Source organism: Albimonas donghaensis (genome assembly GCF_900106695.1).
GTDB classification, from domain to species: domain Bacteria; phylum Pseudomonadota; class Alphaproteobacteria; order Rhodobacterales; family Rhodobacteraceae; genus Albimonas; species Albimonas donghaensis.
In genome coordinates, this window is the sequence record NZ_FNMZ01000002.1 from 699132 (window position 1) to 716613 (window position 17482).

The 17482-nt window shown below is 72.1% G+C and carries 16 protein-coding genes and 1 tRNA gene; 8 read left to right on the forward strand and 9 right to left on the reverse strand.

Translation table 11 applies throughout. The annotated features are described in order from the left end of the window. Nucleotides 1-28: 28 nt before the first annotated feature. From BLV24_RS09090 to BLV24_RS09115, 6 genes are all read right to left on the reverse strand, one after another. Nucleotides 29-775 (reverse strand): ABC transporter ATP-binding protein, encoded by a 747-nt coding sequence (locus BLV24_RS09090; RefSeq protein WP_245710472.1) that lies wholly within the window; start codon nucleotides 773-775, stop codon nucleotides 29-31. Continuing rightward, entirely contained in the window at nucleotides 768-1520 is a 753-nt protein-coding gene (locus BLV24_RS09095) for an ABC transporter ATP-binding protein (protein ID WP_092680828.1), read from the reverse strand. Before BLV24_RS09095 ends, BLV24_RS09090 begins: the two co-directional genes overlap by 8 nt. Continuing rightward, nucleotides 1520-2509 carry a branched-chain amino acid ABC transporter permease gene (locus BLV24_RS09100; protein ID WP_218133374.1) on the reverse strand — a complete coding sequence of 330 codons (990 nt, stop codon included), beginning with the start codon at nucleotides 2507-2509 and terminating at the stop codon, nucleotides 1520-1522. The genes BLV24_RS09095 and BLV24_RS09100 overlap by 1 nt, the downstream gene beginning before the upstream one ends. Next, nucleotides 2506-3378 (reverse strand): branched-chain amino acid ABC transporter permease, encoded by an 873-nt coding sequence (locus BLV24_RS09105; protein ID WP_092680829.1) that lies wholly within the window; start codon nucleotides 3376-3378, stop codon nucleotides 2506-2508. The genes BLV24_RS09100 and BLV24_RS09105 overlap by 4 nt, the downstream gene beginning before the upstream one ends. A 67-nt stretch (nucleotides 3379-3445) precedes the next feature. Then, nucleotides 3446-4666 carry an ABC transporter substrate-binding protein gene (locus tag BLV24_RS09110; protein ID WP_092680830.1) on the reverse strand — a complete coding sequence of 407 codons (1221 nt, stop codon included), beginning with the start codon at nucleotides 4664-4666 and terminating at the stop codon, nucleotides 3446-3448. Nucleotides 4667-4696: 30 nt separating this feature from the next. Beyond that, nucleotides 4697-5581 carry a GntR family transcriptional regulator gene (locus tag BLV24_RS09115; protein ID WP_092680831.1) on the reverse strand — a complete coding sequence of 295 codons (885 nt, stop codon included), beginning with the start codon at nucleotides 5579-5581 and terminating at the stop codon, nucleotides 4697-4699. A gap of 117 nt (nucleotides 5582-5698) precedes the next feature. Here BLV24_RS09115 and BLV24_RS09120 point away from each other — a divergent pair, with 117 nt between their 5' ends. The 3 genes from BLV24_RS09120 to BLV24_RS09130 are packed head-to-tail and all read left to right on the forward strand — an operon-like array spanning nucleotide 5699 to nucleotide 9014. Further along, nucleotides 5699-7681: an oxidoreductase gene (locus tag BLV24_RS09120; protein WP_092680832.1), complete on the forward strand. Its 1983-nt coding sequence runs from the start codon at nucleotides 5699-5701 to the stop codon at nucleotides 7679-7681. Then, nucleotides 7678-8679 (forward strand): NAD-dependent epimerase/dehydratase family protein, encoded by a 1002-nt coding sequence (locus BLV24_RS09125; RefSeq protein ID WP_092680833.1) that lies wholly within the window; start codon nucleotides 7678-7680, stop codon nucleotides 8677-8679. Before BLV24_RS09120 ends, BLV24_RS09125 begins: the two co-directional genes overlap by 4 nt. Continuing rightward, nucleotides 8676-9014, forward strand: a complete 339-nt coding sequence (locus tag BLV24_RS09130; protein ID WP_092680834.1) for an OsmC family protein — start codon at nucleotides 8676-8678, stop codon at nucleotides 9012-9014. The genes BLV24_RS09125 and BLV24_RS09130 overlap by 4 nt, the downstream gene beginning before the upstream one ends. Nucleotides 9015-9022: 8 nt before the next feature. Here the strand turns inward: BLV24_RS09130 and BLV24_RS09135 are convergent, their stop codons facing one another. Continuing rightward, complete coding sequence (locus tag BLV24_RS09135; RefSeq protein WP_092680835.1) at nucleotides 9023-9760, reverse strand: SDR family NAD(P)-dependent oxidoreductase; 738 nt, start codon at nucleotides 9758-9760, stop codon at nucleotides 9023-9025. A gap of 72 nt (nucleotides 9761-9832) precedes the next feature. Here BLV24_RS09135 and leuC point away from each other — a divergent pair, with 72 nt between their 5' ends. The 3 genes from leuC (at nucleotide 9833) to BLV24_RS09150 (ending at nucleotide 12406) form a co-directional block, all read left to right on the forward strand. Beyond that, nucleotides 9833-11242 (forward strand): 3-isopropylmalate dehydratase large subunit, encoded by a 1410-nt coding sequence (gene leuC / locus BLV24_RS09140; protein ID WP_092680836.1) that lies wholly within the window; start codon nucleotides 9833-9835, stop codon nucleotides 11240-11242. Next, nucleotides 11242-11865: a 3-isopropylmalate dehydratase small subunit gene (gene leuD, locus BLV24_RS09145; RefSeq protein WP_092680837.1), complete on the forward strand. Its 624-nt coding sequence runs from the start codon at nucleotides 11242-11244 to the stop codon at nucleotides 11863-11865. The genes leuC and leuD overlap by 1 nt, the downstream gene beginning before the upstream one ends. A 467-nt stretch (nucleotides 11866-12332) precedes the next feature. Further along, a tRNA-Gln gene (locus tag BLV24_RS09150) sits at nucleotides 12333-12406 on the forward strand. A gap of 584 nt (nucleotides 12407-12990) precedes the next feature. Here the strand turns inward: BLV24_RS09150 and BLV24_RS09155 are convergent. Continuing rightward, nucleotides 12991-13839: a cell envelope integrity protein TolA gene (locus BLV24_RS09155; RefSeq protein ID WP_143040269.1), complete on the reverse strand. Its 849-nt coding sequence runs from the start codon at nucleotides 13837-13839 to the stop codon at nucleotides 12991-12993. A gap of 401 nt (nucleotides 13840-14240) precedes the next feature. After that, entirely contained in the window at nucleotides 14241-15233 is a 993-nt protein-coding gene (locus BLV24_RS09160; protein ID WP_218133375.1) for a substrate-binding domain-containing protein, read from the reverse strand. Nucleotides 15234-15887: 654 nt separating this feature from the next. Here BLV24_RS09160 and BLV24_RS09165 point away from each other — a divergent pair. Beyond that, nucleotides 15888-16688: an ABC transporter permease gene (locus tag BLV24_RS09165; RefSeq protein ID WP_092680840.1), complete on the forward strand. Its 801-nt coding sequence runs from the start codon at nucleotides 15888-15890 to the stop codon at nucleotides 16686-16688. Next, nucleotides 16688-17476 carry an ABC transporter ATP-binding protein gene (locus BLV24_RS09170; protein ID WP_092680841.1) on the forward strand — a complete coding sequence of 263 codons (789 nt, stop codon included), beginning with the start codon at nucleotides 16688-16690 and terminating at the stop codon, nucleotides 17474-17476. Before BLV24_RS09165 ends, BLV24_RS09170 begins: the two co-directional genes overlap by 1 nt. The last annotated feature ends 6 nt before the right edge of the window (nucleotides 17477-17482 follow it).

The following is a 17482-nucleotide window of genomic DNA, read 5'->3' on the forward strand; positions in this document are numbered from 1 at the left end:
GTCTTGCGCCCGGCGGCGGTCCGGGGCCTCACAGGCCCAGATAGGCGCGCTTCAGCTCGGGGTCGGCGGCGAGCTTGGCGGCCTCCCCCTGCATCGCGACTTCGCCGTTCTCAAGAATGTAGGCGCGCGACGCGAGGTCGAGCGACTGCACCACGTTCTGCTCCACCAGCATGATCGGCAGGCCGTCGCGGGCGAGGCTGGCGATCAGGCCGAACATCTCCTCCACCAGCAGCGGCGAAAGGCCGAGCGACGGCTCGTCGAGGATCAGGAGCTTGGGTTCCGACATCAGCCCGCGGCCGATGGCGAGCATCTGCTGCTCCCCGCCCGAAAGGGTGCCGGCATATTGCCCGGCGCGCTCCTTGAGGCGGGGGAACGTGTCGAAGGCGCGTTGCAGATTGGCGTCGCGCCCGGATTTCGACACGCGGTAGCCGCCCAGCTCCAGGTTCTCCCGCACCGAGAGGTTGGGGAAGATCTTGCGCCCCTCGGGCACATGCACCAGCCCGGCGGCGACCACGGCGGGGGGTTTCGCGCCGCCGATCTCGGCGCCGTTGAAGCGGATCGCGCCGGACCAGGGTTTCAGCACGCCCGAGAGGGTCATGTTCAGCGTGGTCTTGCCGACGCCGTTGGCGCCCAGAACCGCCACGATCTCCCCCGCGCCGACGGTCAGCGACACGCCGCGCAGGACCTCGGCCTCGCCATACCCGGCGCGCAGGTCGGCGACTTCGAGCATGGGGGTCTCGGGCATGGGGCTTGCGGGCATGGGAACTTCAGACATGGGCCGCCCCTCCGGCATCGGCCCGCATCCGCGCGGCGGCGCCCTTGCCCAGATAGGCCTCGATGACCATGGGGTCCTCGCAGACCTGCGCGGGCGGGCCCTCGGCGATCATCCGGCCCTGGTTGAGCACGTAGACCGTCTCGCACAGGTTCATCACCGCCTGCATGATGTGCTCGATCATCAGGATGGTGACGCCCTCGTCGCGGATGGCCCGGATGACGGGCAGGATGTCCCGGATCTCGGAGGGATTGAGCCCCGCCAGAACCTCGTCCAGCAGCAGCAGCCTGGGTTCGGTGGCCAGCGCGCGCGCCAGCTCCAGCCGCTTGCGCCCGGCCACGGTCAGCCCGGCAGCGGCGCGGTCCAGGTCGGGGCCGAGCCCCAGCCGACGCCCCACCGCATCCGCCCGCGCCATCGCCTCGGCCCGCGACGGCGTGCGCAGGAAGGCGCCCACGGCGATGTTCTCACGCACCGACAGGCCCGCGAAGGGCTGCACGATCTGGAAGGTGCGGGCCATCCCGGCCTCCGCCCGCATATGGGGCGGGGTCGCGGTCACGTCCTCGCCGGCGAAGCTCACCCGCCCCGCATCGGCCTTGAGAAACCCCGAGGCCATGGCGAAAAGCGTGGTCTTGCCCGCCCCGTTGGGCCCGATCAGCCCGGTGATCGCGCCTTGCTCCGCGCGCAGGGTGGCGTTGTCGACGGCGGTGAGGCCGGAGAAACGCTTGGTCAGTCCTTCGGCGAGCAGCATCAGGCGCGCCCCCCCTTCAGACCGATCCGCTTGGCGCCCGGCCGCTTGAAGCCCAGCCGCTCGGCCAGCCCGGCCAGCCCGCCGGGCGCGAAGGCCACGGTCAGGATCAGCAGCACGCCGAACACCACCAGGTCCACGCCCGGCACGCCGCCGACCACCGCCTTGGTGATCTCGCCCACGCCCAGCAGCACCACGGCCCCGATCAGCGGCCCGAACAGCGTCCCGAGCCCGCCCACGATCGCCGCGAACAGCGCCTCGATGGAGATCCACGACCCGTAGGCCACCTGCGCATCGAGAAAGAGGAAGTTCTGCGCGTAAAGGCACCCGGCCAGCGCCGTCACCCCGGCCGAAAGCGTGATCGCCCCCATCTTCACCCGGAACACGTCGACACCCAGCGCCCTGGCGGCCTCCTCGTTCTCACGCACCGCGATCAGGCGGGCGCCGAAGCGGGCGCGCTCCATCCAGCGGACCAGCGCCAGCGACAGGCCCACGCAGATCACCGCCAGCACCGCGAACCAGCGCCGGTCCTCGAACTGCATGTTCCAGAACCCGTAATCCAGCCGCACCAGGATGCCCGCGGCGCCGCCGGTGATCTCGGCCGAATTGGAGGCGATGCGCAGCACCTCGGCGAAGGCCAGCGTGATCAGCGCGAAATAGGAGCCCCTGAGCCCGGAGCGGAAGCTGAGAAACCCGATGAAGGCCCCCACCGCCGCGCCCAGCGCCACGCCCAGCAGCAGCGACGGCCATGCGCCCAGCCCGGCCTTGGTCTGAAGGATCGCCGTGGCGTAGGCGCCGGTCCCGAAGAAGGCCGCGTGCCCGAAGGAGGCGAGCCCCCCGAAGCCGCCGAGGATGTTCCACCCCTGCGCCGCCAGCGCGATGATCATCATGAAGATCAACAGGTTGAGCATAGCCCCGTCGAGCCCCACGAAGGGCGTGACGCACAGCGCCAGGGTGACGGCGGCGGGGGCGGCGAGATCGCGAGGGGTCACTGGCGCGCTCCGAACAATCCGGTGGGCCGGATCAGCAGCACCGCGATGAAAATCAGGAAAATGCCGATCTGGCCGAGGCTGTCGCCGAACCACAGGGACGACGCGCTCTCCACCACCCCGATCAGCAGCCCGCCGACCAGCGCGCCCACCACCGAGCCCATGCCGCCGAGCACCACGATGGTGAAGGCGACCAGCACGAAGGCGGCGCCGGTGTTCGGCTCCACGTAGAACACCGGCATCAGCAGCGCCGCGGCCACGCCCAGACAGGCCGAGCCGATGGCGAAGGTCACCGCGTAGATATGGCCCACGTCGATCCCCACGAGGCTCGCGCCCAGCTTCTCCCTGGCCACGGCGCGGATGGCGCGGCCGACATCGGTGCGGTTCAGGATCACCCAAAGCACGACCGCCGTGACCAGCGCCGCCCCCAGCCCGACCACGCGGGGGAAGGACAGCAGCAGCGGCCCCAGCTCGACCACCTGGAAGGCGTAATCGGTGTCGATGGTCCGCGTGTCGGAGCTGAACAGCGCCAGCAGCCCGTTCTGGATGATGATCGACAGGCCCAGCGTCACCAGCAGGATGGAATTGTCGGCCCCCCGGCTCGCCGGCCCGATGATCCAGCGCTGCGCGGCGTAGCCGAGCGCGGCCATGGCCGGCACGATGAGGATCATCGACAGGTAGGGATCCATGCCCAGCTGGCTCCAGGCCAGCCAGACGCCGAACATGGCCACCGTGAGGAAGGCGCCATGGGCGAAATTCACGATATGCAGGACGCCGTAGACCAGCGTCAGGCCCAGCGCCACCAGCGCGTAGACGGCGCCCAGCATCAGGCCGTTCAGCAGCGCCTCGGCCACGATCAGAGGGGAATACATGCGGGGTCCGGGGCTCCGGGTTGGGCTCCGGGGGGCGTCGCGGCCCCCCGGAGGATCGCTGTGCGGCTCAGACCGGGAATTTCGGCTCGGCCTGGGCGTAATCGGCGGGGTAGATCACCTTGATCTCGCCGTTCTGCACCTGCGTGTTCAGCGGCAGGGCCGAGGCGTTCTGGCCCGAGGCGTCGAACTTCGTCATCCCGTAGGGCATCACGCCCGAAGCGAATTCGGCGGAGGCCAGCTGCTCGATCACCGCGGCGCGGTCGGCGGCGCCGGCTTTCTCCACCGCTTCCGCCAGCACCTTGACCAGCGAGTAGTTGATCGGGGCGTTGTAGGCGAAGAACTTGCCCTGGGCCTCGACCTCCTTCTTCAGCGCGGCGTCGGTCGGGTTCGACGGATCGCCCCAGTGGTTGCAGTCGAACACACCCTCGGCGGCCTCCGGATACTCGGAGACGAACTGGTAGGACGACGCCGCCCCCCCGAAGATCGCGTAGATCCCCTTCGGCTTCACCCGCTGCTGCTGCAGGGTGCGGGCGAGCAGCACGAACTCGTTGTAGTAATGCGAGGGGATGATCAGGTCCGGCTGCAGCGAGCGCAGGCGCAGCGCCACGTTGGACATGTCGCGGGCCGGCGTGGGGTGGGAGATGACCTCGACGATCTCGAAGCCCAGCCCCGGCAGCTTGTCCTGCATGATCTGCGCGAGCCCCGAGCCGAACAGCCCGTCCTCATGCACCAGCGCCACGGTCTTCGCGGGCTTGCCGGCGGCGTCGTTCAGCTTGACCAGGTTGGCCAGCGCGACCTCGGTCGCCATGGTGAAGTTGGGGCCGAAGCGGAAGGTGTTGGCGAGATCCCGCTGGGTGATCGAATCCGCCACCGCGCTGTCCACCAGGAAGGGCAGGTCATAGCGCGCCGCGGCCTGGGTCGCGGTCAGCGAGATGCCCGAGGCGAAGCCGCCGCCGATCGCCACGACGCCGGCGGAGTTGAGCTCCTCCGTCGCCTGGGCGCCGGCCTCGGCGTTGGAGCGGCTGTCGCCGACGATCAGCTCGACCGGGGCGCCGCCGAGCGCCTTGATGCCGCCGGCGTCGTTGATCTCCTTCACCGCGTATTCGGCGCCGATGCGCGCCAGATCGCCGGCCTGGGCGAGAAAGCCCGACATCGGCTGAAGCAGGCCGAGCTTCACGGCCGCCGGCTGGGCGCGCAGCACCCGGGGGGCGGCCAGCACGGTCACCGCGGCGGCCGCGCCGCCGCGCAGAACCGCGCGCCGGGACGGAGACTTGAACATAGCGGTCATGTCTTCACCTTCCTGTTGAATTCGGCCTGTTCAGTTCGGCCTGTCGGGATTGGGTTTCCGGGAACCGGGCCCTTGCGCGGCGGGCTCGCCAGGCGCGGGTTGGCCGGGGGCGGGTTGGCCGGAACCGGCCCGCGCGGCGCCGGTCGCCGCCGGGCTGATCGGGCTCCACCGCCCTTTCCCGACGCCGCCTTCGCGCACCAGATCCATGCGCAGGCTGTAGCGGTCCGGGCGGTAAAGCGCCTGCAGATGCTCCAGCCCGTCGCCGTCGGCGCCCTGCACGGTGCGGGTCAGCGACACCAGCGCGGAGCCGACCTCGACCTCCAGCGCATCGGCGACGTCCGGCCCGGCCAGCACCGCCGAGACCTCCTGCGTCGCGCGGACCGGGCTGCGGCCGGTGGCCTCGATCAGGCCCAGCAGCGGCTCGGTCGCGAGCTGCTCGCGGGACCATGCGCGGCCGATGCGTTCGGGCACATGCGCGGTGAGATGGGAGAACGGCGCCCCGTCCACGGTGCGCACCCGGACCGAGCGCTGCACCCGCTCGTCCGCCTCCAGGCCCAGCGCCTCGCGGATCGCGGCGGGCGGGGTCATGTAGTCGAAGCCGAGCAGGCGGGCCTCCGTGGTCCGCCCCATTTCGATGAGATGCGCGAAGACGTTGGACATGTCCGTGATGGCGGCGCGCACCATGGGCGCCGCGGCCCGCACGAAGGTGCCCGACCCCGCGCGCCGCTCGATCAGCGCCTCCTCGTCCAGCCGCGCCAGCGCCCGGCGGATGGTGACGCGGGACACGCCATGCTCCTCGGCCAGCGCGGGCTCGGAGGGCAGCCGCGCCCCCGGGCCGAGATCGCCCGCCAGGATGAGGTCCCGCAGCAGAAGATAGATCCGCTGGGCCTTGAGAGGCTCGGTCGCCTGTCTCACCTGTCGCTCCGCGCTTGTCTCTTTCCTGACACGAAACTTGTATGAAACAGGTGACAGCTTCGGTCAATCGGAATATTGTCCGGACAAGGAATTCGAACCCGGAGGTCTCCGCCCCGCATGACGCAGCCCCAGGACCGCCACGCCCTTGCGCTCAGCCCGCTGCAGGTGGGGCCGCTGACCTTCCGCAACCGCATCTTCGTGCCGGCCCACACCACCAATTTCGGGGACGACCACCTGCCGAGCCAGCGGCATCTGGACTACCACCTCGCCCGCGCGCGGGGCGGGGTCGGGGCGATCGTCTTCGAGTCGATCCGGGTGCATCTGAACTCCGTCGGGCGACCGCAGGCGGTGCAGGGCTTCGACGAAAGCTGCATCGCGCCCTTCGCCCGGATCACCTCCGCGGTGAAGGCCGAGGGCGCCCGGATCCTCGGCCAGATCATCCACCTGGGCCGCCAGGTGGAAGGGGATTTCGAGCGCACGGTGTCCTGGGGCGCTTCGCCCGTCGCCTGGTCCGCCACCGGCCTGCCTCCGCGCCAGATGGACGAGGACGACATGGCGGAAGTCATCGACGGCCATGTCCGTTCCGCCCGCAACCTGGTCGAGGCCGGGTTCGAGGGGATCGAGCTTCAGATGGCGCATGGCCACCTGCTCCAGCAGTTCATCTCGCCCCTGTCGAACCACCGGACGGACGCCTATGGCGGGTCGCTCGACAACCGGCTGCGCTTTCCCATCGCGGTGCTGCAAGCCGTGCGCGCGGCGCTGGGCGACGGTTTCTGCCTGGGAATCCGCTTCGGGGCGGAGGAATACGTGCCCGGCGGGCTGACCATCGACGAAGCCGAAATCGCCGTGACCCGCCTCGCCGCCGCCTCCCGGCTGGACTTCGTGAACGTCTCGCATTCCGCCTATCACGCGTCTCATTCGCTGGCGACGCAGATGGCGGACATGGCCATGGACCCGACCCCGTTCCGCGCGCTTCCGGCCCGCGTGCGCACCGCGCTGCGCGCCGCCGGCGACCCGGCGCCGGTCTTCGCCGTGTGCCGCTTCACCACCCTCGACCAGGCCGAGACGGCGCTGCGCGACGGCATCGCCGACGCGGTCGGCATGGCCCGCGCCCATATCGCGGACCCCGCGCTGGTGGCCAAGACCCGCGCCGGGCGGCGCTCCGACATCCGCGCCTGCATCGCCTGCAACCAGGGCTGCGCGGGGATGCTGGAGCGCAACCTGCCGATCCGCTGCATGGTCAACCCGATGGCGGGGATGGAGGGGGTCTGGCCCGAGCCCGCCGCGGCCCCCGCACCCGCCCCCCGAAAGGTCCTGGTGATCGGCGGCGGCCCCGCGGGGATGGAGGCCGCGACCACCGCCGCGGCGCTCGGCCACGCTGTGTCCCTGTGGGAGGCCGAGCCCCATCTGGGCGGCCGATTGATCTGGACAAGATCGATGCCCAAGCGCGCCGGTTTCGCCGAAATGCTGGATCGGCAGGCCTGCGCCCTGCATCGCGCCGGCGTGGACATCCGCCGCAACACGCGCGCCGACATCGACGCGATCGAGGCGTTCGGCGCCGACGCCATCCTGCTCGCCACCGGCGCCGCGCCCGCCGTCCCCTCCCTGCCCGGAGGCGGCGCCCTGCGCAGCCTGACCCAGGCGCTGGCCGATCCCGCCGCGCTCGGTCCGCGGGTGGCGGTGGCGGATTTCACCGGCGACTGGCCGGCCCTGTCGGTGGTGGAGCGGCTGGCCGATCTCGGCCTGGACGTCACCGTGCTGACCCCGCCCGCCGCCTTCGCCTGGCGCACCACGATCTATTCGACGCTCGCCACCTCGGCCCGCCTGCGGGCGCGCGCGGTCCGCGTCCGCCCCCTGCGCCGCCCGGTCCGGTGGGATGGCGCGACGCTGACCGTCGAGGACCTGTCCAGCGGCGAGACCGAGGACATGACCGGGCTTTCCGCCGTCATCGTCGCGGACCATGATCGGGCGGCCCCCGGCCTCTGGCCCGAGCTGCGCGCCCGCGGCCTGCCGGCGCGCCGCATCGGAGACGCCAACGCGCCGCGCACGGCGCTCGAAGCCATCTATTCCGGCCATCAGGCCGCACGGGAGATCGCATGACCTATCTGGTGACCGGGGCCGGCGGCTTCGTCGGCCTCGCCCTGCTCGACCACCTGCTCTCCGGGGGCGCGACGGTGCGGGCGTTCAACGACCGCCCCCTGGCGCCCGAGGCGCTGGCCCATTTCGCCACCCTGCCCGGACGGCTGGAGCCGATCCGCGGCGATGTCCGCGACCGCGCCGCCGTCGCCGCCGCGCTGAAGGGGACCGCCGGCGCGGTGCACCTGGCGGCCATCACCCTGGGCGCGCGCGCCGACATCGTTCCCGCCCGCCGCGCGGCGGAGGTCAACACCCTCTCCACCGCCATCCTTTTGGAGGAGGCGCGCCGCGCCGGCGTCCCCCGCGTGGTCTACCCGTCCTCCGGCGCGGTCTACGGCGCGCTGCCGCTGGGGCCCGAAGTGGTGACCGAGGCGACCGAGCCCGCCCCCTCCGGCCTCTACGGCTTCACCAAGCTGGCCTCCGAGGCGCTGGCGAAGGAGGCCAACCGCGACGGCCTGTCCACCGTGCGCGCCCGCATCACCGCGGTGTTCGGGCCGTGGGAATACGACACCGGCGTGCGCGAAACCCTGTCCCCGCCCTTCCAGATCGCCGCCCGCGGGCTGGCCGGCCTGCCCACCCGGATCGGGGCCGGCGGGGCGCGGGACTGGACGTCCTCACGCGATATCGCGCGGGCGCTGGCCACCCTGCTGCGGGCCGAGGCGCCGCCCCATGACCTCTACAACCTGTCCTCCGGCGCGATCTGGCGGCCCGACCTGCTGGCAGAGGCCATGCAGTCGAAAACCCCGTTCGACTGGTCCCTGACCGGGGCCGGGACCGACGAGGGCGACCTCGAATACAATGACGACCTGAGCCGCACCCGGACCCCGATCGACGGGCGCCGGTTCCGCGAGGATTTCGGGTTCGACTACCTCACCCCCGAGGCCGCCGCGGCCGACTACGCCGCCTGGCTGGCGACGCCCGCCGCCTCCGCCCTGCTGACCCCGAAGGGAGACGCCGCATGAAGATCCTCTACACCGCCGAGGCCCAGGCCGTGGGCGGCCGCGAAGGGACCGCCTCCACCCCCGACAGGGCGCTGGACCTGAAACTGGTCAAACCCGTCGGCATGGGCGGAACCGGCGAGAGCGGGACCAATCCCGAGCAGCTCTTCGCCGCCGCCAGGGTCTCCATCGGGCCGAACGAGGACAAGCCGGGCTACGGGCTGGCCGTCGAGATGGCGGTGACCATCCCGGGGCCGGAGCGCGAGGCCGCGCAGGCCCTGCTGGAGGAGGCGCACCGCAACCGCCCCTATTCCAACGCCACCCACGGCAATGTCGAGGTGGCGCTGACCCTCGCCTGAGCGGCCCGCTAGCGGGCGGTGTATCCGCCGTCCGCCAGCAGGTCGGCCCCGGTGACGAAGCCCGCGGCGTCGGACACGAGGAAAAGGGCGGCCGAGGCCATCTCCTCCACCCGTCCCACCCGGCCGACGGGATGAAGGGGGGCGAAGGCGGCCTCGGCCGCTTCCTCGCTCCCCGCCTGGTCGATGATCCGGCTGGTCATCACCGCGCCGGGGGACAGGGACACCGCGCGGATGTTCTCCGTCGCGTGGTCCAGCGCCAGGGTGCGGGTCAGCGACAGCAGCCCGGCCTTGGAGGCCGAGTAGGCCGCCCGGCCCGGCGTCGTCACATGGCCGAGCTGGGAGGCCACGTTGAGGATCACCCCGCGCCCCAGAGCGCGGAAATGCGGGATGCAGGCGCGCGACATGAGATACGCCCCGGTCAGATTCACCGCGAGACTTCGCGCCCAGGCCTCGGGCGCGATCTGCGTGACGTCGCCCACGGGCGTCGGCGCGGCGGCGTTGTTGACCAGGATCTCCAGCCCGCCGAGCCTGGCGGCGGCCTCGGCCACAGCGGCCTCCACCGCGCCCGCGTCCGACACGTCGCAGGCCAGCGCGACCTCGCCCACGTCCTCCGGCGCGGTCAGGTCCAGCGCCGCCACACGCGCCCCCGCCGCCGTCAGCCGCGCGACGACGGCCCGCCCGATATCGCCGCCGGCGCCGGTCACCACCGCGCCGCGGCCCGTAAGGTCGAACGAAAGATCCGCCATGATGATGTCTCCTCTATCCGCCGCCACCTTGCGCCGGACCGCCCGATTTGTCCGGACCGGGGAGGGCGCCCAATGACCGCACCCCGCACGCTTTTCGACAAGCTCTGGGACGCCCACGCCGTGACCACGCGCGAGGACGGCCAGACCCTGCTGTGGATCGACCGGCATTTCGTGCACGAAGGCTCCCACCACGCCTTCGCGAAGCTGCGGGAGAAGGGGGCGCAGGTCGCGCGGCCCGAGCTTACCTTCGGGGTCGCGGACCATTACGCGCCGACCCGGACCCGCGACCTCGCCGCCATCGATCCGGGGATCGCCGACATGGTGCGGCGGCTTCAGGCCAATTGCGCGACGCAGGGGGTGCGGCTCTACGGGCTCGACGATCCGCGGCAGGGGATCGTGCATGTTCTGGGGCCGGAACAGGGGCTGACCCTGCCGGGCCTCACCATGGTCTGCGGGGACAGCCATACCTCGACCCATGGGGCCTTCGGCGCGCTGGCCTTCGGGATCGGCGCCTCCGAGGTCGCGCATGTGCTGATGACCCAGACCCTGTGGCAGAGCCGGCCCCGGCGGATGCGGCTGCGCGTCGACGGGCGGCTTGCGCCCGGCATCACCGCCAAGGACCTGGCGCTGAGCTTCATCGCCAAGGTCGGGGCCGACGGCGCCCGCGGCCACGCCGTGGAATACGCCGGCGAGGCGGTGCGGGCGCTGTCGATGGAGGGGCGCCTGACGCTCTGCAACCTCTCGATCGAAAGCGGCGCGCGCTGCGGCCAGGTCGCCCCCAATGAGACCACCTTCGCCTTTCTCGGCGGCCGCCCCCGCGCGCCCCGGGGCGAGGCCTTCGCGCGGGCCTGCGACGCCTGGGCCGCGCTGACCTCCGACCCGGAGGCGGAATTCGACCGGGAGATCACCATGGACGGCGCCGAGATCGCGCCCACCGTCACCTGGGGCGTCAGCCCGGAAGAGGCCGCGCCGATCTGGGCCGCGACCCCGGACCCGGACGCGATCGCCGACCCCGCCCGCGCCGCCGCCCTGCGCGCCGCGCTCGACTATATGGGCCTGCGGGCCGGCCAGAAGCTGGCCGAGGTGCAGGTGGACCGGGTCTTCATCGGCTCCTGCACCAATGCCCGGATCGAGGATCTGCGCGCCGCCGCCGAGGTGCTGCGCGGGCGCAAGGCGCGCACGCCCGGGCTGGTCTCCCCCGGCTCGTCGCTGGTCAAGGCGCAGGCCGAGGCCGAGGGTCTCGACGCCGTGTTCCGCGAGGCGGGGCTGGAATGGGTGGAGTCCGGCTGCTCCATGTGCGTCGGCATGAACGGCGATCTGGCCGCGCCGGGGGAGCGGGTGGCCTCCACCACCAACCGCAATTTCCGCGGCCGGCAGGGGCCGGGCGCGCGCACCCACCTGATGTCGCCCGCCATGGCCGCCGCCGCCGCCGTCGCCGGCCGGCTCTGCGACCACCGCGACCTGACCCGGGAGGAGCTGTGATGGACCCGTTCCGCAAGCTCGACGCCGTCGCCTGCCCGCTGCCGCTGTCGGGCGTGGACACCGACCAGCTCATCCCGGCGCGCTTCATGTCCCGCCCGCGATCCGAGGGCTACGGCCCGGTGCTGCTGCACGACCTGCGCCATGACGCGGACGGCGCCCCCGTCCCCGGCTTCCCGCTGGACGCGCCGGAGCGGGCGGGCGCGCGCATCCTCGTCGCCCGGCGCAATTTCGGCGGGGGCTCGTCGCGCGAAGCCGCGGTCTACGCGCTGGTCGACCACGGCATCCGCGCGGTGATCGCGCCCAGCTTCGGGGACATCTTCTCCGGCAACGCGGTGAACAACGGGTTGCTGCCCGCGCGGGTGACGGAGGCGGAAGCGGAGACGCTGCTCGACGCGCTGGCGGGCGGGCTGACCCGGCTGGAGGTCGATCTGGAGGCGCAGGAGATCCGCGGCGCAGGCGCGCCGGTGGCCTTCGAGATCGCGCCGGTCTGGCGCACCAAGCTGCTGAACGGCTGGGACGATCTGGACCTGACCCGGGCCCGCGCCGACGACATCGCCGCCTTCGCCGCCCGCGACGCGGTCCTGCGCCCCTGGGCGATCCCCGCGCCCGAGCCGGAGGGCTGAGACGCCCCCCGCGGGGCGCGAACCGCCGCCGGCCCGCGAAAGCGGTCGGCCGGCGCGTGGCGATGTGGGAAAGGCGGCGGGCCCGTTGCGACCGTGAGCGCGTCTAATCCTCGCAGCCTGGATAACCAGGTGGGCGCCGGTTGCTTCAGGCCACGACCCGAAACAGAGCCAGCTCCCGTGCGAGAAGTTAGGCCACCAGGATGTAGGGCGCCGCACGAGAGGAACAGAACCCGCCTGCCCCTCAGATAGGCCTCTCGGGGTCGGATGGAAAGGGGCGCGGCGCCGGCGGCGTGGGGAATGCGACGGCCTCCGCGCCCGGGATCGGCGCCGCGTCCGGTCGCCTTCCGCAAGGGAGGCGGGCCGCGGCCCCGGCGCTTCGCCCGAGGCGAAATCGCCGGAGGGCGCGAAACCTCCCTCCGGCCCCTTGACCTCCCCCCGGGCCTCCGATACTTGAGCGCCGTCGCCGTTGGGGAATAGTTTAACGGTAGAACAGCGGACTCTGACTCCGTCGGTCCTGGTTCGAATCCAGGTTCCCCAGCCACAGACCTTCCTGACATTTCCGGTCATCAGAACCGGCCCGCATGGGCTGGTTGGGAACGCGCGTTGCCGTTTCGCGATTTCGAGACGCCGCGCGGGCGAATTGCGGGTCCGAAGCGACGTCGCGTTGTTCGAGAATCGCGTTGATTTCCGCGTCCTCGGGACCCGTGATCGACCCGATCGGCGCGTTGGCGCAGTCGACGTGGCCCGGACGGGTGACGATGGCTCCGCGAGGGAAACAAGGTCACGCCGATAACCTTCGCCCTGGCCAGCCCGGCCGGACGCCTTGAGCTGTCGAGCGGCGGCCGCCAGCGGTCGTCAGGATGATCGGCAGCGCTCTCGGCGGCGCCCGGCGGGGTCTTCGCGCCTTTCATGAGAGAATCCGGCCCCCGGCAAGGCCGCCCGCATGCTGCCAGGAGATGCAGGCCCTCGGCGGTGTGGCCGTGATCCCGACCCGCAGGCCCCGCAGGGCGCGAGCGGCCATCCACGCCTGGCGCCACCCGTTACGGCAGGACCGCGGCCCGCTTCCTCGGCTTCGCTCAGATCACCTCGATCCGCCAGTGGGATCAGGCGCTTCGCCCACACGGCCTAGAAACGGATGCCGCGCACCGGGTCGAAGGTGACGACGAACTCGGACCAGCGGACGTGCTCCGCCGCGGGCAGGCGGAAACCCTCGGCGGCGCCGGCCTCCACCGCGCGGATGGCGAGTTCGGTCGCCTCGTCCCAGTCGCGCCCCTCGGCATTCTTCGGGCGCAGCACTTCAGGCGTCTCGGCGAGCCGGGCGGAGGGGGCGAGCCGCACCAGCAGCGTCACCCCCAGCCGCCGCCAGTCCGGCAGGTCATGCAGCCGCGGCAGCGCCCAATTGCGCGAGAGCACGTCGCGCAGGCGCATCGCCTCGGCCGCGCGCAGGGACGGGGGCGGCGAGAACGGCACGAACGCGGTCCGGCCGGGACCGAGCACGATGGAGGTCCCAGCCTCGGCGCCCGCCTCCGCCCCGGTTTCGGCGCCGGCTTCGGGCCCCGCCCCGGTCCCGGCGCTCGCGCCGACATCCCCCGGCAGCATCCCCAGCGCGGTCATGCCGGCGAGCGCGAGATCGAGCGTCCCCGTCTCCACCGCCCGCGGCGTGGCTTCGCCCTTTCCCCAGGGCAGGGTCTCGGCGGCGAGGCGGCCGCCCTCGCACCAACTGTCCTGATGGCGATGCAGGCCGCCGATGACGACGCGCAGGCGCACCACCGGGCCGCGCGCATCCTCCAGCGTCCAGGCGTCGGAAAAGGGCAGCATGGCCCGGGCGAGCCCGCCGGCCAGCGCCATGGATTGCAGGCGCAGCAGGCAATCCGCCGGCGCGCCGAGCGCGAGCCCCGCCGCGGCATCGTCCATCATGCCCGAGAGCCGGTCCGGGATCCCGGTCGCCAGCAGGGCCAGCGCCCCAGCTCCCACCCCAGCGCCCACCCCGGCGCCCACCCAGCCGGCAGGCCCCGCGAAAGGACCGCCCGGGAAGGGAAGCGGTCCCGGCCCGCGGCCGCCGCCATGCGGCGCCGGGATCTGCGGCGTCGGAAGCCCGACGGTCGGCAGTCCGGGCGTCTGGGCCCCGGAGGGCGCCGCGCAAAGCAACATCGCGGCCGACAGAAAACGACGGATCAAAACGCGATCCTCCACAACCGACCTCAACCCTACGCGCCGCCGAGTTAACCGCGGCCGAGTTAACCCAACGTTATCAAGGGAGAGGTCAGGCGCGGCGCCTCACCGTGTTCGGCCTGGCGGCATTCACGGCGGCGGGCACGGCGGCGGGCACGGGGATGCGAACGGGGGGGGGGCCGGGCCGAGGAACCTCGCGCGCCTCAGCCCCCGGTCGAAGCGCGGATCACCAGCCGCGCCTCGGGCGAGGGGACGACGCGGGGCGTCTCATGGCCCTCGATCATGGCGGTGAGCATCCGCACCGCCTCCTGCGCCACCACGGGAAGGCTCAGGTTCACCGCGGTCAGCGGCGGGTCGGAGGCCAGCGAGCGCGGGCCGTCATAGCGGGTGGCGATCAGCAGATCCTCGGGCACCCGGCGCCCGATCTCCTTCGCGGCCTGGCAGGCGCCGGCGGCGAAAACATCGACCGGGGCCAGGATCGCGTCCACGTCGGGCCGCTCCGCCAGCAGCTTCAGCGTCGCGTCATGGCCGCCCTGAACGCCGTTCGTCTCGGTCAGGCGGAAGGCCAGCGGCTCCATCCCGCGCAGGGCGCAGAACCGCGCGTATTCGGCCTCGGTCTCCTCATGGCTGGCGCGGCGGCCCTGGCCGGTCATCAGGGCGATGCGCCTGGCGCCCCGCGCCTCCAGATGCGCCAGCAGCTTCGCCGCCGTCTCGGCCGAGCGCAGGTCCACATGCGGCGCGCTCTCCCGCCCCGGCTGACGACCGATGCGCACCACGGGCAGGCCGCGGGCGTCGAGCAGTTCGGCGAAGGGGTCGTCGCGAGCCGGCTCGATCAGCAGCGCGCCGTCGATCAGCAGGTCTTCGACCGGGGGCGAGGCCTCCATCGGCGGCACCAGGGTCAGCGACAGGCCCGAGCGCATGGTCTCTTCGGCCGCGGTCGCCGCGATATCCATCATGAAGCCCAGCCGCGAGGCCCCGCCGGCCACCGCGAAAGGCATCGCCGAGAACAGCCCGATCGCCGAGGCCCGGCCCGAGCGCAGCCGCCGCGCCACCGGATTGGGCCGATAGCCCAGCCGTTCGGCCGTCGCCTTCACCCGCTCCACCAGAGCGGGATCGACATAGCGCTTGCCCGAGAGCGCGTTCGACACCGTGGACGGCGCCACGCCCATCTCCCGCGCGATGTCCAGTATCGTCACGCGACGCGGCTGTTTCCCCGACATCGGCCTTCTCCTACGTTCACAAGCGCGCAAAACCTGCGCGACGCCTGCGCAACCCTTGATCGACCCCGCCGAAACGCGACCCCGGCGCCCGGTTCAAGTCGACTTTCCAATCATACCGATCCGGAAAATCGTTTTTTCCCTTAAGCAAACGATTTCCGCGCCAAGGCGAACCATGACCATGACCCCGGATCGAAAGCAAGCCGCGGACGCTCTGGCCCAGGTCGACCAGATGACCCGGCGTCGTCGGGGCGGCGGGCTGACCGCCGCACGGAAAGCGGCGCAGGCCGTCCGCCGCCAGGATCGCTGACCGACGATGAACGGGACGCGGGACGCCTCGGGCATCCGGCGCCGAGGCCCCTGCCCCCCTAGGGCGCCATCGTCCGGTAATACCGTTGCCCCAACGGCCCGTCCTTCTTCTCCCCCATATGGGTGAGGCGCCAAGACAGGGAACGGGCAATACTTTCATCGCCGACAGCCCCTGGGGACGGCCGTTCGAAGTCACGCCTGGTGAAAAAGTTGTCCGGGAATACGTTATTCCGGAAGTCGCGCCCTATCCCGAGCCGGGCCGCGTCGGCAAGATCGTCGGCCACCGCAACAGCGCGTTCCGCGCCGGACGCGAGAGGACACGAGATGACCGCCTCCGCCCCCAGGCGACCGCCGCTTCGGCCGGCGCTGGGCCGCAGCCTTTCCGGGCCGCTGCGCCCGGTGGTGTCGCTGGGCTTCGTGCTGGCGATCTGGTCGGCGGTCTCCCTCGCCGGGCTGGTGAACGAGGCGCTGTTCCCCGCGCCCTGGACCGTGGTCTCGGCCTTCATCGAGATGGCCCGGCAGGGCGTGCTGTGGGAGGATCTCCGCGTTTCGCTCGGCCGCGCCGCCATCGGGTTCTTCATCGGCGCCGGGCTGGGGGTGGCCGCGGGGCTTGCGACCGGGCGCACGCAGCTGTTCCGGATGCTGCTGGGCCCGTTCCTGAGCCTGATGCGTCCGATCCCGGCCATCGCGCTGGTGCCGGTGGCGATCGTTTGGTTCGGGATCGGCGAGGAGTCCAAGTATTTCGTCATCGCCTACACGGTGTTCCTGACGGTGTGGTTCAACACCCATCACGGCATGGAATACGTGCCGGAGATCTACATCCGCGCCTCGCGCTCGCTCGGGGCCTCCCGCCTGCGCGAGTTCCTGGTGGTGGTGATCCCCGCCGCCGCCCCGCATATCGCGGCCGGCATCCGGCTGGGGGTCGCGCTCGCGCTGCTGAGCCTCGTGGCCGCCGAGCTGACCGGGGCGTCGTCCGGCATCGGCTATCGCCTTCAGGAGGCGCGCCAATACGTGCGGACCGACCGGATGTTCGCCCTGCTCATCGTCCTCGGCGCGGCCGGCGCCTTGGTGGATCAGGCGGTGCACCGCATCTGCAGGCGCCTCGTCCACTGGGAGCAGGCATGATGGCCCACGCCGCCGACACCCGCGGAAGGGTCGAGTTCCGCGCCGTCGAGATCGCCTTCGACGGCCGCCGCGGCCCGACCCCCGCCGTCACCCGCACCACCCTGACGCTGGAGCCGGGGACCTTCACCGCCATCATCGGCCCTTCGGGCTGCGGCAAGTCCACCCTGCTGAACGCCGCGGCGGGCTTCATCGCCCCGGCCCATGGCGAGATCCTGGTGGACGGCGCCCCGGTCCGCGGTCCGGACCCGGAGATCGGGGTGATCTTTCAGCAATACGCGCTGTTCCCCTGGCTGACCGCGCTCGGGAACGTGGATTTCGCGTTGCGCCGCTTCGGGTTCTCCAGGGCCGAACGTCGGCAGAAGGCCATGGCGGCGCTGGCCGAAGTGGGGTTGCGGGGGCAGGAGAAGAAGTTCCCCGGCCAGCTCTCGGGCGGCATGAAGCAGCGGGTGGCCATCGCCCGCACCTTCGCCGGCCGGCCCAAGGCGCTGCTGATGGACGAGCCCTTCGGCGCGCTCGACGCCCAGACCCGCGGGTCGATGCATGACCTGCTGTCCGGCGTGTGGCGCGCCCATCTGGCCACGGTCCTGTTCATCACCCATGACGTGGACGAGGCTCTGGTGCTCGCCGACCGCATCCACGTCATGTCCTCGGGCCCCGGACGCATTGTGGAGAGCTTCGAGCTCAGCGCCGCCCGTCCCCGCTCCGCCGCCCGTTTCGATGCGGCCCAGCTCGCCATGCGGGCCCGCATTCTCGACCTGCTGAGGCCCGCCGCCGAGCCGGCCGCCTGACGACCG

Coding starts and splice junctions, on each gene's coding strand:
- BLV24_RS09165 (WP_092680840.1), top strand. CDS start 15,888: ATGACCGCCTCCGCCCCCAGGCGACCGCCGCTTCGGCCGGCGCTGGGC.
- BLV24_RS09130 (WP_092680834.1), top strand. CDS start 8,676: ATGAAGATCCTCTACACCGCCGAGGCCCAGGCCGTGGGCGGCCGCGAA.
- BLV24_RS09125 (WP_092680833.1), top strand. CDS start 7,678: ATGACCTATCTGGTGACCGGGGCCGGCGGCTTCGTCGGCCTCGCCCTG.
- BLV24_RS09170 (WP_092680841.1), top strand. CDS start 16,688: ATGGCCCACGCCGCCGACACCCGCGGAAGGGTCGAGTTCCGCGCCGTC.
- BLV24_RS09090 (WP_245710472.1), bottom strand. CDS start 775: ATGTCTGAAGTTCCCATGCCCGCAAGCCCCATGCCCGAGACCCCCATG.
- BLV24_RS09135 (WP_092680835.1), bottom strand. CDS start 9,760: ATGGCGGATCTTTCGTTCGACCTTACGGGCCGCGGCGCGGTGGTGACC.
- BLV24_RS09105 (WP_092680829.1), bottom strand. CDS start 3,378: ATGTATTCCCCTCTGATCGTGGCCGAGGCGCTGCTGAACGGCCTGATG.
- BLV24_RS09110 (WP_092680830.1), bottom strand. CDS start 4,666: ATGACCGCTATGTTCAAGTCTCCGTCCCGGCGCGCGGTTCTGCGCGGC.
- BLV24_RS09120 (WP_092680832.1), top strand. CDS start 5,699: ATGACGCAGCCCCAGGACCGCCACGCCCTTGCGCTCAGCCCGCTGCAG.
- BLV24_RS09095 (WP_092680828.1), bottom strand. CDS start 1,520: ATGCTGCTCGCCGAAGGACTGACCAAGCGTTTCTCCGGCCTCACCGCC.
- leuD (WP_092680837.1), top strand. CDS start 11,242: ATGGACCCGTTCCGCAAGCTCGACGCCGTCGCCTGCCCGCTGCCGCTG.
- leuC (WP_092680836.1), top strand. CDS start 9,833: ATGACCGCACCCCGCACGCTTTTCGACAAGCTCTGGGACGCCCACGCC.